The following is a 23,738-nucleotide window of genomic DNA, read 5'->3' on the forward strand; positions in this document are numbered from 1 at the left end:
TTTGTACGTTTCGTTCCATTGATTCAGGAAGTGGTTGTATACGAACCGTGAACAACCGATGGTTTTGTTGATTAGGATAGCTTGCTCCTTGTTTGGGTAGAGTCGAAATTTATACGCTTTGTGGATTTTCATTGTATTATCACCTCACTTTAGGTATATTTATTATACCTATTAATAGGAGGAATAACAATGGAAAGAATCACTAAAAGCATACGGTTTCCAAAGAAATTGGAAGCAAGAATTTCTGAATACCAGAAGCAAAATGAGATTAGCACCTTTACACAAGCATTGTTTGAGTTAGTACGCACTGCATTAGAAACGAAAGGCTTTTGAACTGACGCTCAATTGGCATTCATCTTCCACTTTCCCTTTGCTTAGAAGTGAGAGTCTTCTGCCGAAAAACGATAAAGTTTTGTCATGTTCCTTTCTTATATGTTATAATTATCAAGAAAATAACGAAGAGGTGACGACATGGACTGGAAAATTGTAACCGATACAGGTTCCAACATTCGACAAATAAATGACTTACCAGAGAGTATATCTTTTGATATCATCCCATTAATCCTACACATTGATAATGAAGATTTTGTAGATACGCCCGATTTAGATATTGAATTATTAAATCAAAAAGTAGCACAATCTTCTGAATCTAGTTCAGCCTGCCCAGCACCTGGCGTTTATGCGGAGAAGTTTAAAGGGGCAGATCATGTAATTTGTTTTACTATTTCTTCTGAACTTTCAGGAAGCTATAATAGTGCAGAACAAGGAAAGCAGATTGCTTTAGAAGAAAACCCAGATGCGGACATTTATATTTTTGATTCAAAATCTGCCGGTGGAGAAAATGATTTGCTGGTATTTAAAGCGATAGAATTAGTAAAAGAAGGTTTAGGCTTCCATGAGGTTGTGGATGCGTTAAATGAATACCATGAAAAAACACATGCAGGTTATATGCTAAAATCAATTGAAAACCTTGTAAAAAATGGACGAGTAAATAAAATTGTTGGTTCATTAGTTGGTTTGTTAAATATTCATGTGATGGGTGTACGTTCAGAAGAAGGAACGATAGAGATGTCTAGTCGCGCACGTGGAGAGAAACGAGCATTGAATACTTTTATTAAAGATTTCGTAGAAGCAGGATTTAGTGGGAAGGTATTGGAAATTTCGCACGTGAATAATGAACCGCTAGCTAAAAAACTAGCTGAAAAAGTATTAGAACAGTTTCCAAAAACAGATATTCGAATACGTCCAACGAGTGGTCTTTGTAGCTTTTACGCTGAAAAAGGCGGTCTGATTGTAGGATATGAACGCTTGTAAGACAGTGAAATCAAACAAAATACCTGAATTTTATTATAATTTGAGCGACAATATAGAAAAGATGCAAATCTGTTGTCGCTTTTTTGTATGTTCCCGATTGCGAAAATGACTCAGAAAGAAAGTGAAAAAATGTCTATAGAAGAAATGAATAAAAATGAGAAAATTGACTACGCTAGAAAGGTTTTGAAACAATATAAAAGTAATGCCTATTTGGCAGATTTAGGAATAACAACTGCTTTAAAGGAAGATGGAACGATTCATAATTTAGATGAATTTCTTGAAGTGAGAGATAAGACTGGAAATCCATTAAGTTGTGATACCCCATTGGAAAAAATTGCCTTAACAGCTCCAAAAGCTGTGGCTGCTATTTTAGAAGGTATTCATAATATGGATGCAACGTTTGAAGAGAAGAAAGCACTATTTGATTTATATATTGAAAGAAAAGAAGAACATTCAGAAGTTTCAGAGGAAGTCTTTGTCGCATTTGCCGAAGCCTATGATGATAGTTACATGGGGGTTCCGACTTCTCGACCAGTTACTGAGATTTGATCGTTTAATGATTTTTGCAGAGAGGAGAATAAGCGGCAATGAAAAAAGTACACACACATGTAGGATGCGTAAGATTAGTTCCAATTTTTAACCATTTAGATGAAGAGTCGATGATGAAGATTGCAACTAAGGCACGTCATAAAGATTTAAAACGTGGAGAATATTTATACCAAGCAGCGGATGAAGATGATACTGTTTATATTGTGCATAAAGGACAAGTTCGCATTTTTCATTTATCTGAGTCTGGAAAAGAACAATTAATTCGGGTTCTAAACCCTGGAGACTTTACGGGTGAATGGACGATTTTCTCTGCGGATACGTATCATGAGCATTATGCGGAAGCAATACGTAATTCTGCTATTTGTATGATTAATCGAAATGATTTATTGGAACTTTTAAAGGAACATCCAGAAATTTCAATGAAAATATTATCTTCAATGTCTGATCGTTTACAGCAATCTGAGAGACAAACTGCTTCAGTTGCTACGGAGTCCGTTTTGAATCGAATTATTTATTATTTGGAAGGCTTGGCTAATACGGAGATGGAAGATGAAGTAACGGTAGAATTGCCGATGACACGAAAAGATTTATCTTCCTATCTAGGGACAACCCCTGAGACGCTAAGCCGTCGCTTTAAAGAACTAGAAAATAAAGGCTTGATTAAACCTCTAACCAAAAACAAAATTCATATTCCAAGTATAGAAGAGTTATTATTTTCGGTAGAATAAGATAAAAATATGATCCTAGAGAGTAGTGCAAATAGCTACCTTCTAGGATTTTTTGTGTTTTTAGATGATTATTTCATTTTACTGTTGCGAAACAGATATAAAAAACAGTAAACCTCTTTTACTGTGTGAACAAATTCAAAGTGTGTTAGTGGGTTATTTTATTCCCATAATTTTTCTAAAGTTTGCTTGTAAAGGTCAATGATTTCTTCACGACTAATTTTATCTTTGTTATTTTTATACCAATAGACGGACTGAATGGTGAGGTTCATAATAATTTGTCCTTTATATTCATTGATTAATGATAAATTATCATTATCATCGCTTGTATTTATATGGTTTCTTAACATGCGTTGTCCATATTCTTGAACACTTTCTAGCTCTACAATAATGTCTGCATTCATTTGGAGACGGAAGAGGAGATACACTAGGTTGTCAAATTGATCGAGTAATTGTTCAAAAACTAAAACAAAAAAGTCCTCTTCTTCATCTTCTAAATTTTGAAATGCATGATCAAAAATTAGATTCATTTTGTGTTTAATAAAGAAAGTTAGGAAATCATATTTATCTAAAAAATGTTTATAAAAGGTAGGACGTCGTATCATAGCAGTATCGCATAGTTCCTTTACTGAAATTTTTTCAAACTCTTTCTCTCGTAATAAATCTTCAAAAGCTTCAATAAGTAATTTATAAGTTCTTTGGACTCTTAAATCTAATTCTTCCATAATGAAAGGTTCTCCTTTGTAATTAGTTAACAATTTATCTGTAAGTGTTAATTAACTATCACATGCCTGATTATGTCTCTTGTCCCAGTATTTAATTTAAGTATAATCATAAATGTAACAAAAGTAAATAAACTTACAGATGTTAATTATTTATCGTTTGTAAGCTCGAAATGAAAGAGGGAATTAAATGCCTGTTATTAAATTAAAACATGTGACGAAAGATTATGGACATGGACGTGGAATATTTGATATTTCTTTCAAAGTTGAAGAAGGAGAAGTTTTCGGGTTTTTAGGACCAAATGGCGCTGGAAAGACTACAACTATACGTCATTTGATGGGGTTTACCAAAGCTCAAGATGGAGAACTGTATATTAACGGGAAAAATTGTTGGCAACAAGCCGCCAATATTAAACGAGATGTTGGTTATTTACCTGGAGAGTTGGCCTTTCCAAAAAGCATGACAGGGAATCACTTCATTAAATTTATGGCAGAAGAAAGACAAATTACCAATATGACAAGGACAGAAAAACTTAAAAAACTATTTGAATTAGATACCTCTGAAGAAATTAAAGAAATGAGCCTTGGAACTAAGAGGAAGTTAGCTATAGTTACTGCTTTTATGCATAACCCAAAAATCTTAATATTAGATGAACCTACCTCCGGTTTGGATCCAGTGATGCAAGAACGTTTTATTCAATTTGTTTTAAATGAAAAAGCGGAAGGAAAAACAATTCTATTGTCCAGCCATATCTTTAGTGAAGTCGATGCAACCTGTGATCGAATCGCCATTATTAAAGAAGGGGTCGTTGTTTCAACTATCGATTCTTCTCAATTAAAGCAAAATTCGAATAAAGCATTCAAAATTGAATTTGCTAGTCCTGAAGATTATCAAAAATTTATGGAAAACACTAAATTTATTATTCCAATTGAAAGACCAGAACAAAACCAGGTCAAACTAAATCTCACAGATGAGAAGATGAAGCAACTCTTTACGGAATTAACCAAGGTTAAGGTAAATTTCATTTCAGAAATTAAATTTACGCTCGAAGATTACTTTATGGACTTTTATGATCGTAAGAAAACAGTAGCTGATGCAGAGGAGAACTTACAATATGGCTTACATTAATATAGATCATTTGACGAAAGATTATGGAAAAGGACGCGGGATATTTGATGTATCCTTAGAAATTAATAAAGGAGAAATCTATGGTTTCGTAGGTATTAATGGTGCTGGAAAGACGACAACTATTCGCCATATGATGGGTTTTTTGAAACCTGATGAGGGCAATGTCCTTATTAAGGGAATAGATGCTACTAAAAACAGTGCAGAAGTTAAGCGTCATGTATCTTATATTCCCGGTGAAATCAATTTTCCTGGAAATTCAACAGGGGAAGTGTTTTTAAAGGATCAAATCTATTTATCAGGAAGAGGAAGTTGGGAACATGCTAAGGAATTGAGTAGTCTCTTCCAACTAGATGTAACGGCTAATGTGCATTCCATGAGTAAAGGAATGAAACAAAAAACAGCGATTGTCTCAGCTTTTGCATCCGATGCAGATATTTTAATTATGGATGAACCATCAACAGGCTTAGACCCGTTGATGCGTGATGTCTTCCTTGATCTTTTAAAACAAGAAAAAGAAAAAGGGAAAACGATTTTCATGTCGAGTCATATTTTTCAAGAAGTGGAAGAGGTCTGCGATCGTGTCGCAGTAATCCGCCAAGGGAAAATTATTGATATTACGGATATGAAAGACATTCGATATAACAAGAATAAAACGTATAGAATGGAATTTAAATCGCGAGAAGATTTTGAACGCTTTTTAAGCTTAGGTTACCAAATTGGTCAAGTAAAAGCGGAAGATTTACAAGTATTTGCTCAGATTCACGATGAAGATATTAATCGTCTTATCCAAGATTTAAAATCTTTTGATTTAGTTTATTTTAAAGAAATTAAAGTTTCATTTGAAAATTATATCACTGAAATATTCAAGGGGGAAGATTAAATGTTCTCAAAACCAATATTTAAACAAAGTGTCCAAGCAAACTGGAGGCTATGGGTAATTATTACAATCGTTGCTTCAACTATTTTATCGGGTTTTATCATTAGTTATGACGCAACAGGTTATGCGTCGATTGCTGCAGCGGCAGAAGGAACGGCTTTTTCCAATATTCTTTCATCAATGACTAGCCTTTTAGGAAGTTTAGAAAATTTTTACAAATTGATTGCTGTGATTCTTGGCATCGTATATGTTGTCTTTACAGCAAATAATCTAGTCGTAAATGAAGTAGATTCAGGTTCCATGGCTTATACATTATCTACTCCGATTACACGTTTAAGTGTTATTTTTACAAAGTCTCTTTATCTCATTTTGTCAGTTATTTTAATGTATATACTCATTTCATTAGCTGGATTGGGCGTTTCTCAATTGCAATATAACAATGTAACGGGTTATCCTATCACCGATGATGTAAAAGCAGCAACGGAAAGTTTAAATCAAGATGAACGTTATATTTCTGAACGCTTATACTTAATTCAAGAGGATGAAGATGCTATGTGGGAGGCTGCGGCAGCCCGAGATATGGATACAGATGCATACGCTATCTACATACAAGATGTTATTGATGAACGATCTTACGAAGAGGCAGCGGAGATTATCACTGATGAACGTGAAGATATCTATGAAGATGACGATGATATGGAAGACGAAGATATTGAAATTACAACGGAAGAACTAATTGAAAACCCTGAGATGATTTTAGCAAGTAACGATGCCTTAGCAGCGGGTGCTCGCGTGCATGGATTTTCTGTTAATGAATATCTTCAATTTATAACCGATGAAATAGCTGCACTTGAAGCTGAGGAGAAGGAAGAAGCAGAAGGAAATCATGAATCAGCAGTTATCGTTACTGAAGACAATGCAGAACTTTTGCTACAAACTGTGGTTGATTCTTCTGCGAATGTTTTAAATGTAAATAGTGATCAAGTAAAAGATAATATGACTTTAATCAAAGAGCCTACTGCTTTATCAGCATCTACTGAAGTAACAGGTTTAACTGAAGAACAAATTATAATGATGGCAAACCATGCGATGGTATCCTCTGCAAGGTCCGTTGATGAAGCCTTAGATTTTGATACTGAAGCCTATTTTTGGTTAAGTTTTGGGTTGCTTCTTTTGATTTTAGCAATGAGTTCTATTTCGTTTTTCGCCTCCACTTTATTTAACCGTACGGGTTTAGCCTTAGCTATTGGTGGCGGCTTGCCATTTGCTTTCTTTTTAATCACGATGATTCAACAACTGATGGATAGTACAGATTCGCTTGAATATTTTACAATAACTAGTTTATTTGATACAGACACAATTTTAGCCAGCGGGGAATTTGGGTGGAGATTAGTTGCTCTAGGGGGAATTGCTTTAGTCTTATATACAGCATCAAATGCTATCTTTATAAAAAAAGATTTGCCTCTATAATAATGAAATTAAGGATAATAAATAGGGTACTAAAACTAGTGATAGTTTTAGTATCCTATTTTACTTGAAACATATGATAACTAAAATGGATAGCGAATAGATCATTTCTTAAAAGAAAAGGAAAAAGTTGATACAAGTCAATTTTTCTTTTACCTTTTCGGCTTAGACTACATTCACAAGATAAAAGAAAGAGGGAATTTATAATGACTAATTTAACATTTAACGAAGCAAAAGAAAAAAACTTTGAAAGACTAGATCAATTTACACCGATTGTTGACCGAGTTCATGGAAAGAACCATCCTGAAATGCATAAGGTAAAAACCTTGTGGGAACAAATTCAAGGAAAAACAAATGCAGCTGGCTCTGATCAACCTGAATTGGATAAAGAATTTACACAATTACGTGAAATAACAAATAACTATACCGTACCCGATGACGTCTGTGAAAGTTACGAAGCCGTTTATACTATGCTAGAAGAAGTCGATACGGCTTATCATGCATAAAAATGTAGGAGGAGGAATATAATGCAAAGGTTCATTTTAAGTAAGAAAAATCAGATTACATTTATTAGTGGTATTTTAATCGTGTTAGGATTTATCGCTCACTTTGGCTTTGAAAATGTAGGGTTATTTAATGCAGCGTTCATTTTAGCTTCTATTTTAGGGGTTATACCGATTGCGATTCAAGCAATTAGTGCATTGAAAGTCAAAGTTGTAAGTATTGATTTATTGGTTACAATTGCGGTAATTGGGGCTTTCTTCATTCAAAACTATGAAGAATCAGCGATAGTTACTTTTCTATTTTTATTTGGTGCTTGGTTAGAAGCTCGTACATTAAATCAAACGCGATCCGCTATTAAAGAATTAACAGATATGGCACCAGAAGTTGCTTTGAAGCAAAATGAAAAGGGTGAGTTTGCAGAAGTTGACATTTGGGATGTAGATGAAGGAGATACCCTTCTTGTAAAAACTGGTGCAAAAGTTCCTGTTGACGGGACGGTATTAATAGGTGAAGGGCATATTAATGAAGCAAGTATCACAGGAGAAGCGGTGCCCGTAAGTAAAATAAAAGATTCGGAAGTTTTTGCAGGGACAATTTTAGAAAATGGAACCCTTCAAATTCAAGCAGACCGTGTAGGCGAAGACACAACTTTTGGTAAAATTATTGAACTCGTGGAGGAAGCACAAGATTCTAAATCCGAAGCAGAACGCTTTATTGATCGATTTTCAAAATGGTATACACCAACAGTTTTAGTTTTATCTTTGATTGTGTGGTTTATTTCTAAAGATATTGAATTAGCAATTACTATTCTTGTTTTAGGATGCCCTGGAGCTTTAGTAATAGGTGTACCTGTATCAAATGTTTCAGGAATTGGGAACGGAGCTAAAAATGGTATTCTCTTAAAAGGGAGCGAAGTCATTAATGATTTTAGTAAGGTAGACTCCATCGTATTTGACAAAACAGGAACGTTGACTATTGGAAACCCAGAAGTGGCAGAATCTAAAACTTATGGTGAGGCTAATCGAGCGCTAAGTTATTTGGCAAGTATTGAAGCTGAATCAGATCATCCTTTAGGAAAAGCGATTGTGGCAGATCTTGGAGAAATTGAACGCTATACTGTTGAAGAGACAGAGGTCGTTAAGGGTGGCGGAATTATTGCCCAAGTTGATGGTCATCGTGTCGCTGTAGGAAATGTTGCTTTAATGGAGCAGGAAAATGTTTCATTGAATCAAGAAGTATTGACAGACATTAAAAAATATGAAAAAAATGGAAATTCTCTTGTCTTAACGGCTGTTGATGGTAAATTAAACGTTTTAATGGGTATACGGGATCAAGTTCGAAAAGGTGTTAAAGAGGATCTTCAAGAATTGAAAAATCTAGGCGTTAAAAATTTAATTGTCCTTTCTGGAGACAACCAAGGAACAGTTGACCTAGTCGCAAACGAGTTAGGTTTAACAGAAGCTCATGGACATATGTTGCCGGAAGACAAATCGGCTTACATTGAAAAGTTACAAGCAGAAGGTCAAATTGTTGCCTTTGTAGGCGATGGTGTTAACGATAGTCCTTCTCTTGCGTTAGCAGATATTGGAATTGCGATGGGTAGCGGAACAGATGTCGCGATTGAAACATCAGATGTTGTGTTAATGAATTCAGACTTCAGTCGTTTACCCCATGCTTTGGGTTTGACGAAAGCTACAGCTCGAAATATGATGCAAAATATTTTAATCGCTATAGGCGTTGTTTTAGTCCTTCTAGTCAGTGTATTCTTTAGCGATTGGATGAATATGTCGATTGGGATGTTGGTTCATGAAGGAAGTATTTTGGTGGTCATTTTGAATGGTATGCGTTTATTAAAATATCGTTTAAAAGGAAATCGCCAAGAAACAAGCACCGAAGTTATAACCGAAAGAGTTTCTTAAGAGTAAATCTAAGATAGAAATTATTAAGCGTTTCACTTGTTCTTATGAACATTGAGTTCTATATTAACAGTATGAAGATACTTTTGAAGAAGAGACTAAAATAGTAGGAGGATTTTAATGAAGAAATATATGAAATTCGGGCTTATGATTTTGACTTCAACAATTGTGATGTACTTTCTGATGTTCGTCAATGTTAGCGAATTTGCTCATTTTCATCTTAGCCAGACACGGATCTATATGGCGCTTTTAATGGGTGGAGTAATGGCGATTATCATGATGCTGTTTATGTGGAAGATGTATGACAATAAAAAAATGAATGCACTTATTTTGGGAATTTCTGTTCTAATCATCGGCGTTTCATTTGGATTCATTCAAAATCAAGTAGGCGTTGGCGATACAGCTTGGATGAAGGCGATGATTCCTCATCACTCTACTGCTATTTTAACCAGTGAAAATGCGAATCTTAAAGATCCACGTGTGAAGGAATTAAGTGAAGAAATTATTCAAGCACAAAAAGAAGAAATTGCTGAAATGGAACGTTTAATTGAAGAATTAAAGGAAAATAAAGAGGATGCAGAAGAAGCTGAATAAATAGAAAAGCCAGAGGGTTAAAAGATTTTTACACTTAACACTTTGGCTTTTTTTATTTTGCGAAAATTTGATTCAAAATACGACGGATATTTCTCGTTTTAAAAAATACGCAGAAAACCAAAATAAAAGAAAAAGTTGATATGGATCAATTCTTTAAAAACGAAAAGCTTCTATAATAAAGGCGTAGTAGGAAATAGAGAATATAAAAACTAAAAAAAGGGGAAATAAACCATGCAAAAAGCAAACATTCAATTAGAAACCCTAACTTGTCCATCTTGTCTTCAAAAAATTGAAGGAGCAGTCAGAGGTGTTGAAGGAATCGACCAAGATAGTTTGAAAGTGATGTTCAACGCAAGTCGAGTAAAAGTAGAATTTAACGATAGTGAAACTTCTATTGAAGAAATTGAAAAAGCAATCACTGATATGGGCTACGAAGTGAAAAAATCACGCGTAAAAGCTGCTTAAGTTCTTTGTCATTACATTATTAAATGAGGGAAGAAAAATGAGTCAAATAACTTTACAATTAGAAAAGTTAACTTGCCCCTCTTGTATGCAGACCATTATACAAACAACAAATAAGTTAAATGGTGTTGAGAAGACAAAAATTCTTTTTGATTCAAGTAAGGCAAGAGTAACCTTTAGTGAAGAAATAATTACAGAAACTGAGATTATGGATAAAATCAACGATATGGGTTATCAAAGTAGAAAAATATAAATAAGAAAAATAAAACTCGGACATTCCATCCTTATAGTGGAATGTCCGAGTTTTTGTATATTAGGTGGGGAATTTCCTCTAAATCATTAATTGGATTTCTTCATTATAAAATGAGCGGTACGTCATATAACTTGCGATAAAGGAAGAAATAGCTGTAACAGAGATCAACATAAACATGACAACAATTTGATAACGAATGGCTTCAGTAGGATCAATACCAGCAAACATTAGTCCTGACATCATTCCAGGTAAGCTGACCAAACCAACAGTTTTTGAACGACTGATTGAAGGTTGCATTCCTGTTTTAATACTTTGTCGAACAATCGTTAAAGAACTTTGTTTTTCGTCTGCTCCTAAAGCTAGCTTTTCAAGAATTTGTTGTCTATTATCTTTAAATTGAGTAGTGAGTGATTGGTATGTAATTCCGATAGTCGTCATAGAATTACTTGCAATCATTCCTGTAATGGGGACAATCTGTGAAGGCACCCAATCAATAGCACCTGAAAGAACTAATATTCCTAATGCTAATATAGTTCCTACTCCAATAGAAGTTAATGAGATTTTAAAAGAATTTGGAATTCCCTCACTAGTCTTATGTGCATTATAAGAAGCATTAAATATGATAAATAAAACCATTATCAATGTTACTAAATTATTATTAATCTGAAAGACAAAGCTTAAGACGTATCCAATAATAAATAGTTGGATAACTACACGAATTCCTGCAATAAAAATATCTTTTCCGAGACCTAACTTTTCTTTATAGTCCACTAAAATAGCGATTACTAGTAACAGAGTCGATAATATTAAAGAAAGATTACTAATTTCTAAATGATTAGTCATGTTTTATATCCTCCGCTCTTCCATCTTTTATTAGAATCAGTCTATTCGATTCTTTGATTTCTTGCGTATCATGGGTAATCCAAAGAATGGTTAGCTTTTCGTCTTGGTTTAATCGTTTAATGAACGTTAAGATAATCTCTTTATTTTCCTTATCTAAAGAGCTTGTTACTTCATCCATTAATAGAACGTTGGGTGCATACATTAAATTTCTGACGAGAGCAATTCTTTGACGTTCTCCACCAGAAAGTTCCCGAATAGGCTTATTTAAATATGTTTCTGGAAGCTGTACGGTATGTAGTCCTTTAAGTGCTCGGTTTTTATCAAAGGCTTTGTCTCTTATTTTTGATGGGAAAGCTAAGTTATCATAAACTGTTTCATCGAATAAGGTTGCACTTTGAAAGAAATAAGAAACATTCTTTCGATAGTCCGTGGGTGCATATTTAAAAATTTCTTTGCCGTCGTAGAAGATTTTCCCAGAAGAAGGGCTGATTAAATGACCGATGAGTTTAAGTAGTGTACTTTTTCCACTGCCGGAAGGGCCAGTTAAGGTAACAAATTCTCCTTTATCAATAGAAAAAGAAATATTTTCTAAAATTTTTCTTCCCTCGATTTCAAAAGAAAGATCTCTTAATTCTAAAATGGGTTTCATTTCTTTGTTGTCTCCTTTTATCTTTGAAGTATAAGAGTGTTTCATATGAATAGATTACCATTTATTTAGAATGGTTACAAATAAAGAACGTGCAAAGAAGCATTTTAAAAACAGAAATATTTCCGACCTTTTTAAGGCTTAAGAAAAAGTTAACCTTTGAGGATTTTTGAGAACATTTTGAAGAATAAATCCGATCACAATAAGTTTTTTCATGCTCTTGTGTAAAGAAAAAGGTATGAAGAATTGATGAACAGATCTCAAAATATGTTGACAAAGAAAATGGAGTGAGCTAAAATCAGGAGCATCGAGTAGACACTTTAAAATATTTGTACATAAAAATATATAAAATAGAAAAGTTGTTTATTCGAAAGAGACCAAATGGCAATAAAAATAAACGATGTAAAAAGTCTATCTTTGTAAAAAGACAAGGAAAAGATAAAGAGAGAAGAGTAGGATGAGTAGGATAGTTGCGACAGGTTCTTATTTACCTGAAAAAATACTGACGAATAAAGAACTGATTGAGCGAACGGGAATTGATTCAAGTGATGAATGGATTACCCAACGAACAGGCATTCACCAACGTCATTTCGCTTTAGGACATGAAACAGTGAGTGATTTAGCTATTCAAGCTGCTAAGGATTTATTAAAGCAGATGGATGCAGAAATTGTTCAAGAGATTCAGCTGATTCTTGTTGCAACGATGTCTTCGCGTTTACCGACGCCTTCTGTTGCAAGTCAAGTCCAGCGTGGGCTAGGAATTGAACAAGCTTTAGCTTTTGATATCAGTGGAGCTTGCTCGGGTTTTATAATGGCCTTAGAAGTGGCTGAAAAGCTTACTCGCGAACAATCTTCAGGATATACCTTGATGATTGGGGCGGAGAAAATGAGCGAGATCTTGAATTTTGAAGATCGAGGAACTTCGATTCTCTTTGGAGATGGAGCAGGAGCGGTATTGATTAAACACGATGGAGAAGGATTAAAGAACTATCAAAGTGAATTAATTAGTTTACCGGATCCAAAAGATTCAATTCACGTTCCAGCAGAAGAAAATCCAAAAGGTCAAATGTCGATGGATGGACGAGAAGTCTTTAATTTTGTTTTACGACAAGTGATTCCATCACTTTCAAATTTTATCCAAGACTATGCAAAAGATTTTGATTATTTAATTAGCCATCAAGCAAATTATCGCTTTATTGAAATATTAGCGAAAAAATTAAAAGTGAGTCTCGATAAAATTCCAGCAAATATTGACAAAATGGCGAATACGTCAGCTGGAAGTATCCCTATTCTTCTGGACCAAATGGTTAAGGAAGAACGTATCTTTTTAAACAGCACACAAGAAGTCGTGTTGGTCGGATACGGTGCAGGTTTAGCATGGGGCCAAATTCGCTTAACAATATAAAAAAATAAAACAATTTATGGAGGAAACAACCAATGATTAAAGATACAGTAATTGATATTATTTCAGACCAATTAGAAGTAGACAAAGACATTATTACACCAGAAACAAACTTTATGGAAGATTTAGAAGCTGACAGCTTAGACATTTTCCAAGTACTAAGTGAAATCGAAGATGAATTAGACATTGTGATTGAAACAGATGAAAGTATTCAAACAGTTCAACAATTAGTCGACCACATCGAAGCAACAAAAGAATAATTATTTCCCGCAATTACAGTGAAAAGGATGTCATGAATGAAAACAGCAATTACGGAATTATTAAATATAAAATATCCAATTATTCAAGGCGCCATGGCATGGGTAGCTGATCCAGATTTAGCAAGTGCAGTATCCAATGCGGGAGGGCTTGGAATAGTCGGTACCGGACATGATCCGGTAGACGTTGTTCGTGAAAAAGTGGAAGAAATGAAACAAAAAACAGACAAACCTTTCGCGGTAAATGCGATGTTTCTAAGTCCTCATGTAGATGCGGTGGTGGATTACTTAATTGAAGAACCCTCCGTAAAAATTATTACAACCGGTGCTGGAAACCCCAGCAAATATATGGATCGATTCAAAGAAGCGGGAATCGTTATTATTCCTGTCGTGGCATCCGTTGCCGTCGCAAAACGTATGGAACGGATTGGTGCCGATGCAATTGTGGTTGAAGGAATGGAAGCGGGCGGTCACATTGGCCGTCTGACCACCATGGCCTTACTTCCACAAGTGGTAGATGCCGTCTCAATCCCTGTCATCGGAGCAGGAGGCTTTGGGGATGGTCGTACGATGGCCGCTGGATTAATGCTTGGAGCGGCAGGCATTCAGGTCGGAACACGATTTGTTGTAGCGAAAGAATCAAATGCACATCCAAACTTTAAACAGCAAATTCTAAAAGCAAAAGATATTTCTACAACGGTAACCGGTGAAATTACCGGACATCCTGTTCGTGTTCTTCGGAACCAATTAACAAAAGAATATTTATCTGTTCAAAAATCGATTACTAGTGATGACAATCCTGATTTTTCAGAGTTAGAGCGATTAGGGAGTGGAGCGCTATATCGAGCAGTGGTTGAAGGAAACACTAAAACAGGTTCCATGATGGCCGGTCAAATTGCAGGACTGGTTAATGAAGAAGGAACGGTTGAAGAAATTATTTTAGATTATGTAAGTGAAGCCAAACGAATCTATGAAGATCGAGGTCACTACTTCGAATAAAGAGGGAGATTTATGTCTTTAGCTATTATATTTAACGGGCAAGGTGCCCAGTATAAAGAAATGGGGCAAGATTTTGCCCACGCATTTCCAAAGGCACAAGCCGTTTATGAAAAAGTTGAAACTTTGACAAACTATCCCGTACGTCAATGGATTACGGATGATTTCGAGGCTTTACAAGAGACTCGTTACGCGCAAGTTGCCATTGCAGCAACGAGTTTAGCCATTTATGAAAGTATACAAGCGAAGTTGCCAGCCATTGACTACATGGCTGGCTTAAGTTTAGGTGAGTATTCTTCGTTAATCGCAAGTGGAATGTTGAGCGTTGAAGAAGGATTTAAATTAATTAAAAAACGCGGGCAACTAATGACAGATCATTGTCAAAAATTAAGAGAGTCTTCTGACATCGTGATGGCAGCCGTTATGAAAATGCCGCTTGAAGAAATTCAAGCCGTCCTTAGGGAAGTCAATGAACCAGAAGAAAAATTATACTTAGCGAATTTAAATTCATCCACACAAGTAACGATTGCCGGTACGACAGCAGCCGTTGATCAATTTAAAAAAATAGCACGTACACAAGGCTATAAAAAAATAATGCCGCTAAAAGTAGAAGGCCCTTTTCACAGTCCATATATGCAGGCTGTTTGTGCGCTTTATGACGAAGCACTAGCTTCTGTGTCATTTTCCGAAGGGGAGGTTCCGGTCATTAGTAATACGACCGTAAAACCTCATCAACCAGACAATGTGAAGGAATTACTGGTCCGTCATTTAGTGGAGCCCGTTCGTTGGCAAGAAACGATTGATGCTCTTGTTGCAGCAGGAGTTACAAAGATTATTCAAATTGGTCCAGGAAAAACCTTGGTCAACTTGTTAAAACGCGAACTAGAAGCCCCCGACACTTTAGTGGTGGATAAAATAGCAGATGTGGAAGAAATAGAAGAATTTCTAGGAGGATAAGCAGTGGTAGAAGTAGCTTTAATTACCGGGAGCTCTCGGGGAATTGGATTAGAAATCGCTAAACGATTAGCGAAAGTTGGCTATCAAGTGGTTTTAAATGGCCGTCGTGAAATCAGCGAGGAAGTTCTTGAACAATTTTCAAACGTTCCAGTTCCTGTAGCCCAAGTAACAGGCGATGTAAGTAATTTCGATGAAGCCAAAGCCATTGTAGGCGAAGTGATTGACCGATTTGGCCGAGTGGATATTCTAATCAATAATGCAGGGATTACTCGTGATGGCTTAATTATGCGGATGAAAGAAGCCGATTTCGATGATGTTTTGAATACAAACTTGAAAGGTGCGTTCAATATGTGTCGTCATGTGACACAACCTATGCTGAAGCAACGGGCAGGAACGATTATTAATATGTCTAGTGTGGTGGGTTTAATTGGAAATGCTGGACAAACCAATTATGCCGCCAGTAAAGCAGGCTTGCTTGGGTTAACTAAGGCTTTAGCACGCGAGTTATCGAGTCGTCATATTACGGTCAATGCGATTGCTCCTGGTTATATTGAAACGGAAATGACGGAATCTTTAAGCGATCGAGTAAAAGAAACAATGCTGAGCCAAATCCCATTGAAGCGTTTTGGACAGGCAGAAGAAATTGCTAAAACTGTTGAGTTTTTAATTGATAATAAATATATGACGGGACAAGTTCTCGAAGTTAATGGCGGTTTGAACATGTAAGGAACCATCGGAACAGAATTTAAGGAGGATAAGATGCAACGAGTAGTAATTACAGGGATTGGAACCATTTCCCCAATTGGTAATGATGTAGAGACTTTTTGGGAAAATATGAAAGCTGGGAATTCTGGGATTGCCCCGATCGAAAGCTTTGACGCTTCTGAAACAGGTGTTTCTGTAGCTGCAGAAGTTAAAGACTTTGACCCTAAAAATACAATGGGACGAAAAGAATACTCACGAATGGATCGCTTTTCACAATTTGGAGTAGCTGCCAGTGTTGAAGCCGTCGATAATAGTGGCTATAACATTGAAGAAAATGCAGATCGAGTTGGTGTGATTGTTGGTTCAGGAATCGGTGGATTATTAGCGATTCAAGATGGAATCGATAAAATGCGAGACAAAGGCCCCAAACGCGTGACTCCATTATTTGTACCGATGACCATTGGAAATATGGGCGCTGGAAACATTTCTATGAAAGTAGGCGCTCGTGGCATTAGTTTGGATATTGTAACTGCTTGTGCGAGTGCAACGAATTCTATTGGAGAAGCTTTTTTAAAAATTCAAAGTGGTATGTTAGATGCGTGTCTTGCAGGAGGTACGGAGGCCACGATTAACGAAATCGGCATTGCAGGCTTTGATGTATTAACTGCTCTATCGACCAATGATGATCCTAAAACAGCATCGCGTCCTTTTGATAAAGACCGAGATGGTTTTGTAATGGGTGAAGGAGCAGGAATTTTATTTATGGAATCTTTAGAATCTGCTCAGGCACGAGGTGCAAATATTTTAGCTGAAGTTGTTGGCTATGGTTCGAATAGTGATGCCTATCATATGACGGCCCCCCGTCCAGATGGTAGTGGTGCTGGTGAGGCCATTAAATCAGCCATTCATATGGCGGATATCCAACCAGAAGAAGTTGATTATATTAATGCGCATGGAACAAGTACACCAACGAATGACTCGGCAGAAACAGAATCCATTAAGTATGCTCTAGGTGAACATGCTTATAAAATTCCAGTATCGAGTTCGAAAGGATTTTTTGGACATTTACTAGGAGCTGCTGGGGGCGTTGAAGCAGTAACGGTGGTTAAAGCCTTACAGGATAGTTTTGTTCCAGCAACTTTGGGACTTGAAACGCCAGATGAAGATTGTGATTTAGATTATGTACCTAAAGAAGGACGTAACCAAGAAATTAACTACGCCTTATCTAGTTCCTTAGGATTTGGTGGACATAATGCTGTGCTATTATTTAAAAGTTGGAATGGTGAGTAATGATGAAATACGAAGAATTAACTGAACTGATTAATCATTTAGATCAATCCAGTTTAGCCTTTATGGACTATCAAACGGATGATGAGCATATTATCCTTTCTAAAGAAGTTCCCCAAATGGCTGCACCTAAAAATGAAGGACCGACACCAGAGGCAACTTCAACAGATCCTGCTCCGGTTCAAACACCTGTGGTACAAGAAGCTGCAGGAGCAGCAGACAACGAGACAACACCATCTGTCACAGAAGAGGCAGGAGAAGTCGTCGAGTCACCAATGGTCGGAGTCCTCTATTTAAAACCTCATCCAGATGAAGAGCCTTACATCAAAGTAGGCGACCATGTGAAACAAGGGGATGTCATTTGTATTGTCGAAGCTATGAAGCTTATGAATGAAATACAAGCTCCACATTCAGGGGTAGTCACAGAAATTTTAGTTGAAAATGAAGCGGTCGTTGAGTACAAACAACCGCTCGTTCGAATCGATTAGTGTTTTATAAGGAGGACAAAATGTCAGAACAAAACAAACCCGTCATGACAGCTCAAGAGGTTATGGAGGTCATTCCTAACCGTTATCCAATGTTTTTTGTCGATCGGGTAGAAGAGCTAGATTTAGAAGAGCGAATCGTTGCAACCAAAAACGTTGCAGCGAATGAATCTTATTTCCAAGGACATTTTCCTGGAAATCCGATTATGCCAGGTGTTTTACAAGTGGAAACCATGGCACAAGTAGGCTCCATTCCTTTATTAATGAGTCCAAATTTTAAAGGGAAAATTGCTTTTTTAGCGGCAGTAGATAAAGTGAAATTCCGAAGAAATGTTGTACCTGGAGATGTTTTAACGATTACAGTAGATATTGTAAAGTTAAAAGCCGTTATGGGGATTGGACAAGGAACCATTACGAACCAAAACGGAGACGTTGTTTCCGAAGCAAAGATGACCTTTATTATTAGTGATTTAGAACAATTATAGGTGGGACGCTATGTTTCAAAAAGTATTAGTTGCTAACCGAGGAGAAATTGCGGTACGAATTATTCGTGCCTTAAGAGAACTAGGAATTACATCAGTTGCTGTGTTTAGTGAGGCCGATCGTTATGCCTTACATACAGAATTAGCAGACGAAGCAATTTGTATTGGGCCAGCTAAAGGAATAGATTCCTATGCAAACCCGGTTGCCGTTTTAAGTGCTGCAAATGTATCTGGGGCTGATGCTATCCATCCGGGCTACGGGTTTCTATCCGAACGCAGTGACTTCGCCTCTTTATGCGAAAAGATGAACATTAAATTTATTGGGCCCAACAGTGATATTATTCGAGATATGGGGAATAAACAAAATGCCCGCACTACGATGCGAGAAGCGGGTGTGCCAATTGTCCCAGGTGGAAAAGATTTGGTCGAAAATATTGAACAAGCACGTAAAATTGCCGAAGAAACAGGCTATCCTTTAATGATTAAAGCCGCTGACGGTGGCGGTGGAAAAGGAATGCGTCTAGCCAGTTCACCAGAAGAATTAGAGCCGATGTTTACGCAAGCGCAAAATGAAACACAAAGCATTTATGGCAATCGACACTTATATATTGAGCGGACTATTTATCCTGCCAAACATATTGAAGTACAAATTTTAGCGGATGAACAAGGAAACGTAGTGCATTTAGGAGAGCGAGATTGTTCCCTTCAAAGAAATAATCAGAAAGTGATTGAGTTTGCTCCTTCACCAACGTTGTCAGAGGAAACACGCAATAAATTGAATCAAGCAGCAGTAGATGCAGCGAAAGCAATTGGCTATACCAATGCGGGAACGATTGAATTTCTAGTCGATAATGATGAGAACTTCTATTTCATGGAAATGAATACCCGGCTGCAAGTCGAACATCCTATCACAGAAATGGTTACGGGCGTAGATATCGTAAAGGCGCAAATTGAGATTGCAGCTGGTCAACCGCTACCCTTCAAACAATCCGATATAGAATTAAATGGTTTTGCTATTGAATGCCGGTTAAATGCCGAAGACCCTTATAATCATTTTCAACCGTCAAGCGGCTACATTGATCGTTTGTTTTTACCAAATGGAGGAATGGGTTTACGCGTTGAAACGACTTTATATTCTAACTATACCCTTCCGCCATTTTATGATTCTATGGTGGCTAAAATTATTACCCATCAGCCCACAAGGGAAGATGCCTTTAAGTTGATGGAACGAGCATTGTACGAAGTGACAGTTGAGGGGTTGAATACCAATATTGAATTATTGGAAGCTTTAATCAGTCACCCAGAAGTCCAGGCAGATAATGTTCACGCTAAATGGTTGGAAGAGGAGTTTATGCCTCAATGGATCGAAGAAGTGAAGGAACATTCTGCTTTAAATGAGTAGAAGATGTCATAAGAGGAGAGAATAGAGGATGGCCTTATTTCGTAAGAAAAAGAAATATGTAGAAATCAATCCGAGAAGAGCGGATGAACTTAGAGAAAGGCGTGCCCAAATACCAGATGGCTTGGCGGAGCGTTGTCCGAAATGCCAAGCAATCATTTTTCAAAATTCCATTGAAAGTGATTATCTGTGTCCAAAATGTAACTATCATCTCCAATTTCCAGCTTTAAAACGGATTGAATGGTTAGTGGACGAAGGATCGTTTAGAGAGTGGGATAGTAACCTTACGGCAAGAGATCCTTTGAATTTTCCAGGATACCAAGAAAAACTGGATCGAAGCCAAAGTAGTACAGAATTAAAAGAAGCAGTGGTGACTGGACAAGCAGAAATAGAGCACCTTCCTTTTGCGCTTGGCGTAATGGATAGTCGCTTTGTGATGGCCAGTATGGGAACTGTTGTGGGTGAAAAATTGACCCGCTTATTTGAGCAAGCGACAGAGAAAAAGCTTCCGGTTGTTTTATATATTGCTTCAGGAGGCGCGCGAATGCAAGAAGGGATTTTATCCTTAATGCAGATGGCAAAGATTTCTCAGGCGATTTCTAAACATAGTCAAGCTGGGCTATTTTACTGTACCGTTCTTACGCATCCAACAACAGGAGGCGTAACAGCCAGCTTTGCCATGCAAGGGGACATTACGTTAGCCGAGCCTGAGGCAACGATTGGCTTTGCTGGAAAACGAGTAATTGAACAAACCATTGGCTCAGATTTGCCTGAAGATTTTCAAACAGCCGAATCTGTTTTAAAAAATGGCTTTATTGACCACATTGTTCCGCGAAAAAAACAAACGCAAGTTTTACGTTTCCTCTTAACTGCACATAGAACTCCAGCAGAAAGCGCAGGTGTCTAGATGAAAGCTTATGATATTGTAAAAAAAGCACGCGACATTCAGCGTTTATCGACGATTGAAATAATCAATGCTCTTTGTTCAGATTTTATGGAGCTTCATGGTGACCGTCGAATGACCGATGATCAAGCGGTCGTTGGTGGTGTGGGGCTAATAGAGGATCAAGATCCAATCACAATTATTGGAATTCAAAAAGGACGCAACACAGAAGAAAATATCCGTAGAAACTTTGGTTCAAGTGGTCCAGCCGGTTATCGCAAGGCGGAGCGTTTGATGAAACAAGCCGAAAAATTTCAGCGCCCTGTTTTGACTTTAATCAATACAGCAGGTGCTGATGCTGCCCCAGATTCGGAAGAATACGGCATTGGTGAAGCTATCGCCAGTATGTTGATCACTATGAGTGAATTGACAGTACCTACTTTAGCTATTATCCTTGGAGAAGGTGGAAGTGGAGGCGCGATTGCCTTAGCTTTAAGTGATCAAGTGTGGATGCTTGAAAATAGTATCTATTCGATTCTCTCTCCAGAAGGCTTCGCATCTATTTTGTGGAAAGACTCGAGTCTAGCCGCAGAGGCGGCAGATATTATGAAACTGACTGCAACGGAGCTCAAGGAACTTACCGTCATTGATCGAGTCATTGCCGAAGGAGAAAAAGGGAAAACATTCAGCAATGAAGAATTAGCAGAACGTTTGATTCCAGAGATTAAAACAGCCTTTGAAGAATTAGAAAAGCAGGATTCAAAAGATCGTGTGGCAAACCGTTATGAACGTTTTCGAAAGTTCTAATGATGGAGGTTAACTATTGATATGGTAGCTGGTATAGGAATTGATTTGATTGATTTAGACCATATGGCTTCGGTTTGTCAAAAGCAGCCTCGTATTTTCGAGAAAATTTTGACGGAAAAAGAGATTGAAGTTTATGAGAGGTATGGTGAGAAGCGGAAGCTAGAATTTCTAGCAGGTCGTTATGCAGTTAAAGAGGCGTTCAGTAAAGCGATGGGGACAGGTATCGGTAAAACAGTTACTTTCAAAAGTATATCAGTTTTGACTAACAATAAAGGGCAACCTGTTGTTGTAAAGTCACCTTATGAAGGAAATGTTTTTGTTTCTATTAGTCACTCGCAAAAAATGGCTGTTGCACAAGTGGTTTTGGAAAAAATAAAATAAGAAATGAAACTTCTTTCTTAAGGCATCGATAAGCCTTGTAAGAAAGGAGTTTTTGCGCTTAATAAAAAGTACTAAATCGCTGGATTGATTCTGTATGTAACTTAGGACTTAAAAGTTGTTAAACATAAAAGACGTAAAAGAGTAATAAAATACCCAAGCCGAGAAAAAATTGACGCAGATCTTACAGTAACTAAACTTGAAAAAAAGGAACAATTCATCTAGAATACTCTTTGATAGATAGAAAGAACCATTCAAAGACAACTAAGGTATGGAAGTTTGGTTAAATTCCAACGCGGTCCCGCCACTGTAATCATGCATGAAGCATGGAGCCAGATCTTTACTTAGTTTGCTAATAATGCATATGGGCTGTTTCGAGGTCAAGCAGCTACATGGAGAGTCTATGTCTGGGTGCATAGGCTATTTTTTTTAGATTTAACTTCAAAGGGTGTATTTTTAGCGAATGAATGAAATCTATCTTGAAACGTAGCAAACACTATATAAAGGAGCAAACAAAATGGACAAAAAATTATTAAGTAAATTATTTTTATTTTCACTATCAGGTGCTTTATTAGTCGGATGTGGAAATCAGGCAGAAGAGACGCCTGAGGAAGCAGAAGAACCAGAAACAGAAGTAGCAGAAACCCCAGAAGAGACAGAAGAAACCACGGATACCGAAGATGCAGCGGATGAAGTTTCTTTTACCATTGATATTTTAGTGGATGGAGAAGCAGTTGCTGATCTAAGTAAAGAAGTAACAGCTGAAGAAGGTATGTATCTTCTTGATGTAATGGAAGACACATATGATATTGAAGAAACAGATGGCTTTATTTCATCTATTGAAGGATACGAACAAGATGAAGCAGAGAATCGTTACTGGCTATACTATATAAATGGTGAATCTGGTGAAGTAGGAGCCGCTGATTATGCTCCAGAAGCAGCTGACCAAATTGAGTGGAGACTAGAAAGCTTTGAATAAATCATCAAATTATTTTAGCGTATACCGAATCTCTTTACTCGCAATAATGACCGCTCTAACTGCTGTGGGACGTTTAGCTTTTGCTTTACCTTTTATGCCAAATATTCAACCAATGACGGCTTTACTCATTATTATTGCCTTAAATATCGGTATCGTTGATAGTTTGATTGTTTCTTTATTATCGATATTATTGACGAATTTATTCTTAGGAATGGGTCCTTGGACTGTTTTGCAAATTATTTCATTTGCACTCGTTATTTTATTGACGGGTTTGATTAAATACTTTTATCGATCCGACTCTTTCATTCATCGACTTATTTTTGCTGTTTGGGCAGGACTTATGGGGTTTGCATATGGCTTTGTTATTTCGTATTTAAATGTTCATTTATATGGGATGAGTAACTTTTGGGTTTATTACCTTAATGGAGTTCCCTTTGATTTATTACATGCTGTCGGAAATGTGGGTTTCTTTATAATATTAGAACCCATTATTGTTCCGATTATAAAGAAAAAATTCGAAAAAATATTACACTAAAAAATATTAATTTCAAGCTCCTTTACTCTCAACGAGTAGAGGAGTTTTTGTCTAAACACGAAAATTTTTTGGACGTTTTTCATTGATAGCCACTCCACTTTGTTGTATACTAATTTCTAGCAAATCACAAGATATAGTATTGGTTTTAAACTAAATTGTCTATATGTTGTGAAAATATGAACAGA

30 protein-coding genes and 1 riboswitch are annotated in these 23,738 nt (G+C 36.7%); of the genes, 26 read left to right on the top strand and 4 right to left on the bottom strand.

Annotated elements, in window-relative coordinates; all coding sequences use genetic code 11:
• Positions 1-132, bottom strand: a 132-nt coding sequence (locus BUB96_RS03100) for a helix-turn-helix domain-containing protein (protein ID WP_159431722.1), incomplete at its 3' end; no start/stop codon positions are given.
• 57 nt (positions 133-189) lie between these two features.
• Here BUB96_RS03100 and BUB96_RS10450 point away from each other — a divergent pair.
• From BUB96_RS10450 to BUB96_RS03115, 4 genes are all read left to right on the top strand, one after another.
• On the top strand, positions 190-333 hold the full coding sequence (locus BUB96_RS10450; RefSeq protein ID WP_200789022.1) for a hypothetical protein: 144 nt from the start codon (positions 190-192) through the stop codon (positions 331-333).
• A gap of 138 nt (positions 334-471) precedes the next feature.
• On the top strand, positions 472-1,314 hold the full coding sequence (locus tag BUB96_RS03105; protein WP_073296269.1) for a DegV family protein: 843 nt from the start codon (positions 472-474) through the stop codon (positions 1,312-1,314).
• A gap of 105 nt (positions 1,315-1,419) precedes the next feature.
• Entirely contained in the window at positions 1,420-1,863 is a 444-nt protein-coding gene (locus BUB96_RS03110; RefSeq protein WP_159431723.1) for a hypothetical protein, read from the top strand.
• Between the two features lie 38 nt (positions 1,864-1,901).
• Complete coding sequence (locus BUB96_RS03115) at positions 1,902-2,591, top strand: Crp/Fnr family transcriptional regulator (protein ID WP_234945785.1); 690 nt, start codon at positions 1,902-1,904, stop codon at positions 2,589-2,591.
• A 158-nt stretch (positions 2,592-2,749) separates the two neighbouring features.
• On the opposite strand, the gene BUB96_RS03120 is transcribed toward BUB96_RS03115, so the two are convergent.
• Complete coding sequence (locus tag BUB96_RS03120; RefSeq protein WP_073296283.1) at positions 2,750-3,313, bottom strand: TetR/AcrR family transcriptional regulator; 564 nt, start codon at positions 3,311-3,313, stop codon at positions 2,750-2,752.
• 187 nt (positions 3,314-3,500) lie between these two features.
• Here BUB96_RS03120 and BUB96_RS03125 point away from each other — a divergent pair, with 187 nt between their 5' ends.
• From BUB96_RS03125 to BUB96_RS03160, 8 genes are all read left to right on the top strand, one after another.
• A complete protein-coding gene (locus BUB96_RS03125) occupies positions 3,501-4,439 on the top strand; it encodes an ABC transporter ATP-binding protein (protein WP_073296286.1) in 939 nt (312 codons plus the stop codon).
• Entirely contained in the window at positions 4,426-5,319 is an 894-nt protein-coding gene (locus BUB96_RS03130) for an ABC transporter ATP-binding protein (protein ID WP_073296289.1), read from the top strand. The genes BUB96_RS03125 and BUB96_RS03130 overlap by 14 nt, the downstream gene beginning before the upstream one ends.
• The gene (locus BUB96_RS03135) at positions 5,320-6,786 is read left to right on the top strand and encodes an ABC transporter permease subunit (protein ID WP_073296294.1); all 1,467 of its coding nucleotides are present in this window, start codon (positions 5,320-5,322) and stop codon (positions 6,784-6,786) included.
• A 203-nt stretch (positions 6,787-6,989) separates the two neighbouring features.
• Positions 6,990-7,289: an iron-sulfur cluster repair di-iron protein, ric gene (locus BUB96_RS03140; protein ID WP_073296297.1), complete on the top strand. Its 300-nt coding sequence runs from the start codon at positions 6,990-6,992 to the stop codon at positions 7,287-7,289.
• Positions 7,290-7,310: 21 nt separating this feature from the next.
• On the top strand, positions 7,311-9,206 hold the full coding sequence (locus BUB96_RS03145) for a heavy metal translocating P-type ATPase (RefSeq protein WP_073296300.1): 1,896 nt from the start codon (positions 7,311-7,313) through the stop codon (positions 9,204-9,206).
• 117 nt (positions 9,207-9,323) lie between these two features.
• Positions 9,324-9,797 (top strand): DUF305 domain-containing protein, encoded by a 474-nt coding sequence (locus tag BUB96_RS03150; RefSeq protein WP_073296303.1) that lies wholly within the window; start codon positions 9,324-9,326, stop codon positions 9,795-9,797.
• 231 nt (positions 9,798-10,028) lie between these two features.
• Positions 10,029-10,262: a heavy-metal-associated domain-containing protein gene (locus tag BUB96_RS03155; protein WP_073296306.1), complete on the top strand. Its 234-nt coding sequence runs from the start codon at positions 10,029-10,031 to the stop codon at positions 10,260-10,262.
• Positions 10,263-10,299: 37 nt separating this feature from the next.
• On the top strand, positions 10,300-10,512 hold the full coding sequence (locus BUB96_RS03160; protein ID WP_073296309.1) for a heavy-metal-associated domain-containing protein: 213 nt from the start codon (positions 10,300-10,302) through the stop codon (positions 10,510-10,512).
• 78 nt (positions 10,513-10,590) lie between these two features.
• On the opposite strand, the gene BUB96_RS03165 is transcribed toward BUB96_RS03160, so the two are convergent.
• The gene (locus BUB96_RS03165; protein WP_073296312.1) at positions 10,591-11,355 is read right to left on the bottom strand and encodes an ABC transporter permease; all 765 of its coding nucleotides are present in this window, start codon (positions 11,353-11,355) and stop codon (positions 10,591-10,593) included.
• Positions 11,348-12,004, bottom strand: a complete 657-nt coding sequence (locus tag BUB96_RS03170; protein ID WP_073296317.1) for an ABC transporter ATP-binding protein — start codon at positions 12,002-12,004, stop codon at positions 11,348-11,350. Before BUB96_RS03170 ends, BUB96_RS03165 begins: the two co-directional genes overlap by 8 nt.
• Positions 12,005-12,458: 454 nt before the next feature.
• Between BUB96_RS03170 and BUB96_RS03175 the strand changes: the two genes are divergently transcribed.
• From BUB96_RS03175 to BUB96_RS03240, 14 genes are all read left to right on the top strand, one after another.
• The gene (locus tag BUB96_RS03175; protein ID WP_073296320.1) at positions 12,459-13,406 is read left to right on the top strand and encodes a beta-ketoacyl-ACP synthase 3; all 948 of its coding nucleotides are present in this window, start codon (positions 12,459-12,461) and stop codon (positions 13,404-13,406) included.
• Between the two features lie 32 nt (positions 13,407-13,438).
• On the top strand, positions 13,439-13,663 hold the full coding sequence (locus BUB96_RS03180) for an acyl carrier protein (protein WP_073296325.1): 225 nt from the start codon (positions 13,439-13,441) through the stop codon (positions 13,661-13,663).
• Positions 13,664-13,699: 36 nt separating this feature from the next.
• Positions 13,700-14,659, top strand: a complete 960-nt coding sequence (gene fabK, locus BUB96_RS03185; protein WP_073296329.1) for an enoyl-[acyl-carrier-protein] reductase FabK — start codon at positions 13,700-13,702, stop codon at positions 14,657-14,659.
• A gap of 12 nt (positions 14,660-14,671) precedes the next feature.
• Positions 14,672-15,613, top strand: coding sequence for an ACP S-malonyltransferase (locus BUB96_RS03190; protein WP_073296332.1), 942 nt, complete (start codon positions 14,672-14,674; stop codon positions 15,611-15,613).
• Between the two features lie 3 nt (positions 15,614-15,616).
• The gene (gene fabG / locus BUB96_RS03195; RefSeq protein ID WP_073296336.1) at positions 15,617-16,339 is read left to right on the top strand and encodes a 3-oxoacyl-[acyl-carrier-protein] reductase; all 723 of its coding nucleotides are present in this window, start codon (positions 15,617-15,619) and stop codon (positions 16,337-16,339) included.
• A gap of 33 nt (positions 16,340-16,372) precedes the next feature.
• Entirely contained in the window at positions 16,373-17,608 is a 1,236-nt protein-coding gene (fabF, locus tag BUB96_RS03200; protein ID WP_073296339.1) for a beta-ketoacyl-ACP synthase II, read from the top strand.
• The gene (accB, locus tag BUB96_RS03205) at positions 17,608-18,093 is read left to right on the top strand and encodes an acetyl-CoA carboxylase biotin carboxyl carrier protein (protein WP_084136788.1); all 486 of its coding nucleotides are present in this window, start codon (positions 17,608-17,610) and stop codon (positions 18,091-18,093) included. The genes fabF and accB overlap by 1 nt, the downstream gene beginning before the upstream one ends.
• Before the next feature lie 20 nt (positions 18,094-18,113).
• Complete coding sequence (fabZ, locus tag BUB96_RS03210; protein WP_234945786.1) at positions 18,114-18,575, top strand: 3-hydroxyacyl-ACP dehydratase FabZ; 462 nt, start codon at positions 18,114-18,116, stop codon at positions 18,573-18,575.
• Positions 18,576-18,585: 10 nt separating this feature from the next.
• Positions 18,586-19,974: an acetyl-CoA carboxylase biotin carboxylase subunit gene (accC, locus tag BUB96_RS03215; RefSeq protein ID WP_073296345.1), complete on the top strand. Its 1,389-nt coding sequence runs from the start codon at positions 18,586-18,588 to the stop codon at positions 19,972-19,974.
• Positions 19,975-20,002: 28 nt separating this feature from the next.
• The gene (accD, locus tag BUB96_RS03220) at positions 20,003-20,878 is read left to right on the top strand and encodes an acetyl-CoA carboxylase, carboxyltransferase subunit beta (protein ID WP_073296348.1); all 876 of its coding nucleotides are present in this window, start codon (positions 20,003-20,005) and stop codon (positions 20,876-20,878) included.
• Positions 20,879-21,661 carry a carboxyltransferase subunit alpha gene (accA, locus tag BUB96_RS03225; RefSeq protein WP_073296352.1) on the top strand — a complete coding sequence of 261 codons (783 nt, stop codon included), beginning with the start codon at positions 20,879-20,881 and terminating at the stop codon, positions 21,659-21,661. It begins immediately after the preceding gene.
• Between the two features lie 21 nt (positions 21,662-21,682).
• On the top strand, positions 21,683-22,042 hold the full coding sequence (gene acpS, locus BUB96_RS03230; RefSeq protein WP_073296355.1) for a holo-ACP synthase: 360 nt from the start codon (positions 21,683-21,685) through the stop codon (positions 22,040-22,042).
• Between the two features lie 242 nt (positions 22,043-22,284).
• Positions 22,285-22,438: riboswitch (adenosylcobalamin (AdoCbl) riboswitch) on the top strand.
• A gap of 118 nt (positions 22,439-22,556) precedes the next feature.
• Positions 22,557-23,018, top strand: a complete 462-nt coding sequence (locus BUB96_RS03235) for a DUF4430 domain-containing protein (RefSeq protein WP_073296358.1) — start codon at positions 22,557-22,559, stop codon at positions 23,016-23,018.
• On the top strand, positions 23,011-23,553 hold the full coding sequence (locus tag BUB96_RS03240) for an ECF transporter S component (RefSeq protein WP_073296361.1): 543 nt from the start codon (positions 23,011-23,013) through the stop codon (positions 23,551-23,553). The genes BUB96_RS03235 and BUB96_RS03240 overlap by 8 nt, the downstream gene beginning before the upstream one ends.
• The last annotated feature ends 185 nt before the right edge of the window (positions 23,554-23,738 follow it).

The organism is Atopostipes suicloacalis DSM 15692, from assembly GCF_900129085.1.
GTDB classification, from domain to species: domain Bacteria; phylum Bacillota; class Bacilli; order Lactobacillales; family Carnobacteriaceae_A; genus Atopostipes; species Atopostipes suicloacalis.

Coding starts and splice junctions, on each gene's coding strand:
- BUB96_RS10450 (WP_200789022.1), top strand. CDS start 190: ATGGAAAGAATCACTAAAAGCATACGGTTTCCAAAGAAATTGGAAGCA.
- BUB96_RS03105 (WP_073296269.1), top strand. CDS start 472: ATGGACTGGAAAATTGTAACCGATACAGGTTCCAACATTCGACAAATA.
- BUB96_RS03110 (WP_159431723.1), top strand. CDS start 1,420: ATGACTCAGAAAGAAAGTGAAAAAATGTCTATAGAAGAAATGAATAAA.
- BUB96_RS03115 (WP_234945785.1), top strand. CDS start 1,902: ATGAAAAAAGTACACACACATGTAGGATGCGTAAGATTAGTTCCAATT.
- BUB96_RS03120 (WP_073296283.1), bottom strand. CDS start 3,313: ATGGAAGAATTAGATTTAAGAGTCCAAAGAACTTATAAATTACTTATT.
- BUB96_RS03125 (WP_073296286.1), top strand. CDS start 3,501: ATGCCTGTTATTAAATTAAAACATGTGACGAAAGATTATGGACATGGA.
- BUB96_RS03130 (WP_073296289.1), top strand. CDS start 4,426: ATGGCTTACATTAATATAGATCATTTGACGAAAGATTATGGAAAAGGA.
- BUB96_RS03135 (WP_073296294.1), top strand. CDS start 5,320: ATGTTCTCAAAACCAATATTTAAACAAAGTGTCCAAGCAAACTGGAGG.
- BUB96_RS03140 (WP_073296297.1), top strand. CDS start 6,990: ATGACTAATTTAACATTTAACGAAGCAAAAGAAAAAAACTTTGAAAGA.
- BUB96_RS03145 (WP_073296300.1), top strand. CDS start 7,311: ATGCAAAGGTTCATTTTAAGTAAGAAAAATCAGATTACATTTATTAGT.
- BUB96_RS03150 (WP_073296303.1), top strand. CDS start 9,324: ATGAAGAAATATATGAAATTCGGGCTTATGATTTTGACTTCAACAATT.
- BUB96_RS03155 (WP_073296306.1), top strand. CDS start 10,029: ATGCAAAAAGCAAACATTCAATTAGAAACCCTAACTTGTCCATCTTGT.
- BUB96_RS03160 (WP_073296309.1), top strand. CDS start 10,300: ATGAGTCAAATAACTTTACAATTAGAAAAGTTAACTTGCCCCTCTTGT.
- BUB96_RS03165 (WP_073296312.1), bottom strand. CDS start 11,355: ATGACTAATCATTTAGAAATTAGTAATCTTTCTTTAATATTATCGACT.
- BUB96_RS03170 (WP_073296317.1), bottom strand. CDS start 12,004: ATGAAACCCATTTTAGAATTAAGAGATCTTTCTTTTGAAATCGAGGGA.
- BUB96_RS03175 (WP_073296320.1), top strand. CDS start 12,459: ATGAGTAGGATAGTTGCGACAGGTTCTTATTTACCTGAAAAAATACTG.
- BUB96_RS03180 (WP_073296325.1), top strand. CDS start 13,439: ATGATTAAAGATACAGTAATTGATATTATTTCAGACCAATTAGAAGTA.
- fabK (WP_073296329.1), top strand. CDS start 13,700: ATGAAAACAGCAATTACGGAATTATTAAATATAAAATATCCAATTATT.
- BUB96_RS03190 (WP_073296332.1), top strand. CDS start 14,672: ATGTCTTTAGCTATTATATTTAACGGGCAAGGTGCCCAGTATAAAGAA.
- fabF (WP_073296339.1), top strand. CDS start 16,373: ATGCAACGAGTAGTAATTACAGGGATTGGAACCATTTCCCCAATTGGT.
- accB (WP_084136788.1), top strand. CDS start 17,608: ATGATGAAATACGAAGAATTAACTGAACTGATTAATCATTTAGATCAA.
- fabZ (WP_234945786.1), top strand. CDS start 18,114: ATGTCAGAACAAAACAAACCCGTCATGACAGCTCAAGAGGTTATGGAG.
- accC (WP_073296345.1), top strand. CDS start 18,586: ATGTTTCAAAAAGTATTAGTTGCTAACCGAGGAGAAATTGCGGTACGA.
- accD (WP_073296348.1), top strand. CDS start 20,003: ATGGCCTTATTTCGTAAGAAAAAGAAATATGTAGAAATCAATCCGAGA.
- accA (WP_073296352.1), top strand. CDS start 20,879: ATGAAAGCTTATGATATTGTAAAAAAAGCACGCGACATTCAGCGTTTA.
- acpS (WP_073296355.1), top strand. CDS start 21,683: ATGGTAGCTGGTATAGGAATTGATTTGATTGATTTAGACCATATGGCT.
- BUB96_RS03235 (WP_073296358.1), top strand. CDS start 22,557: ATGGACAAAAAATTATTAAGTAAATTATTTTTATTTTCACTATCAGGT.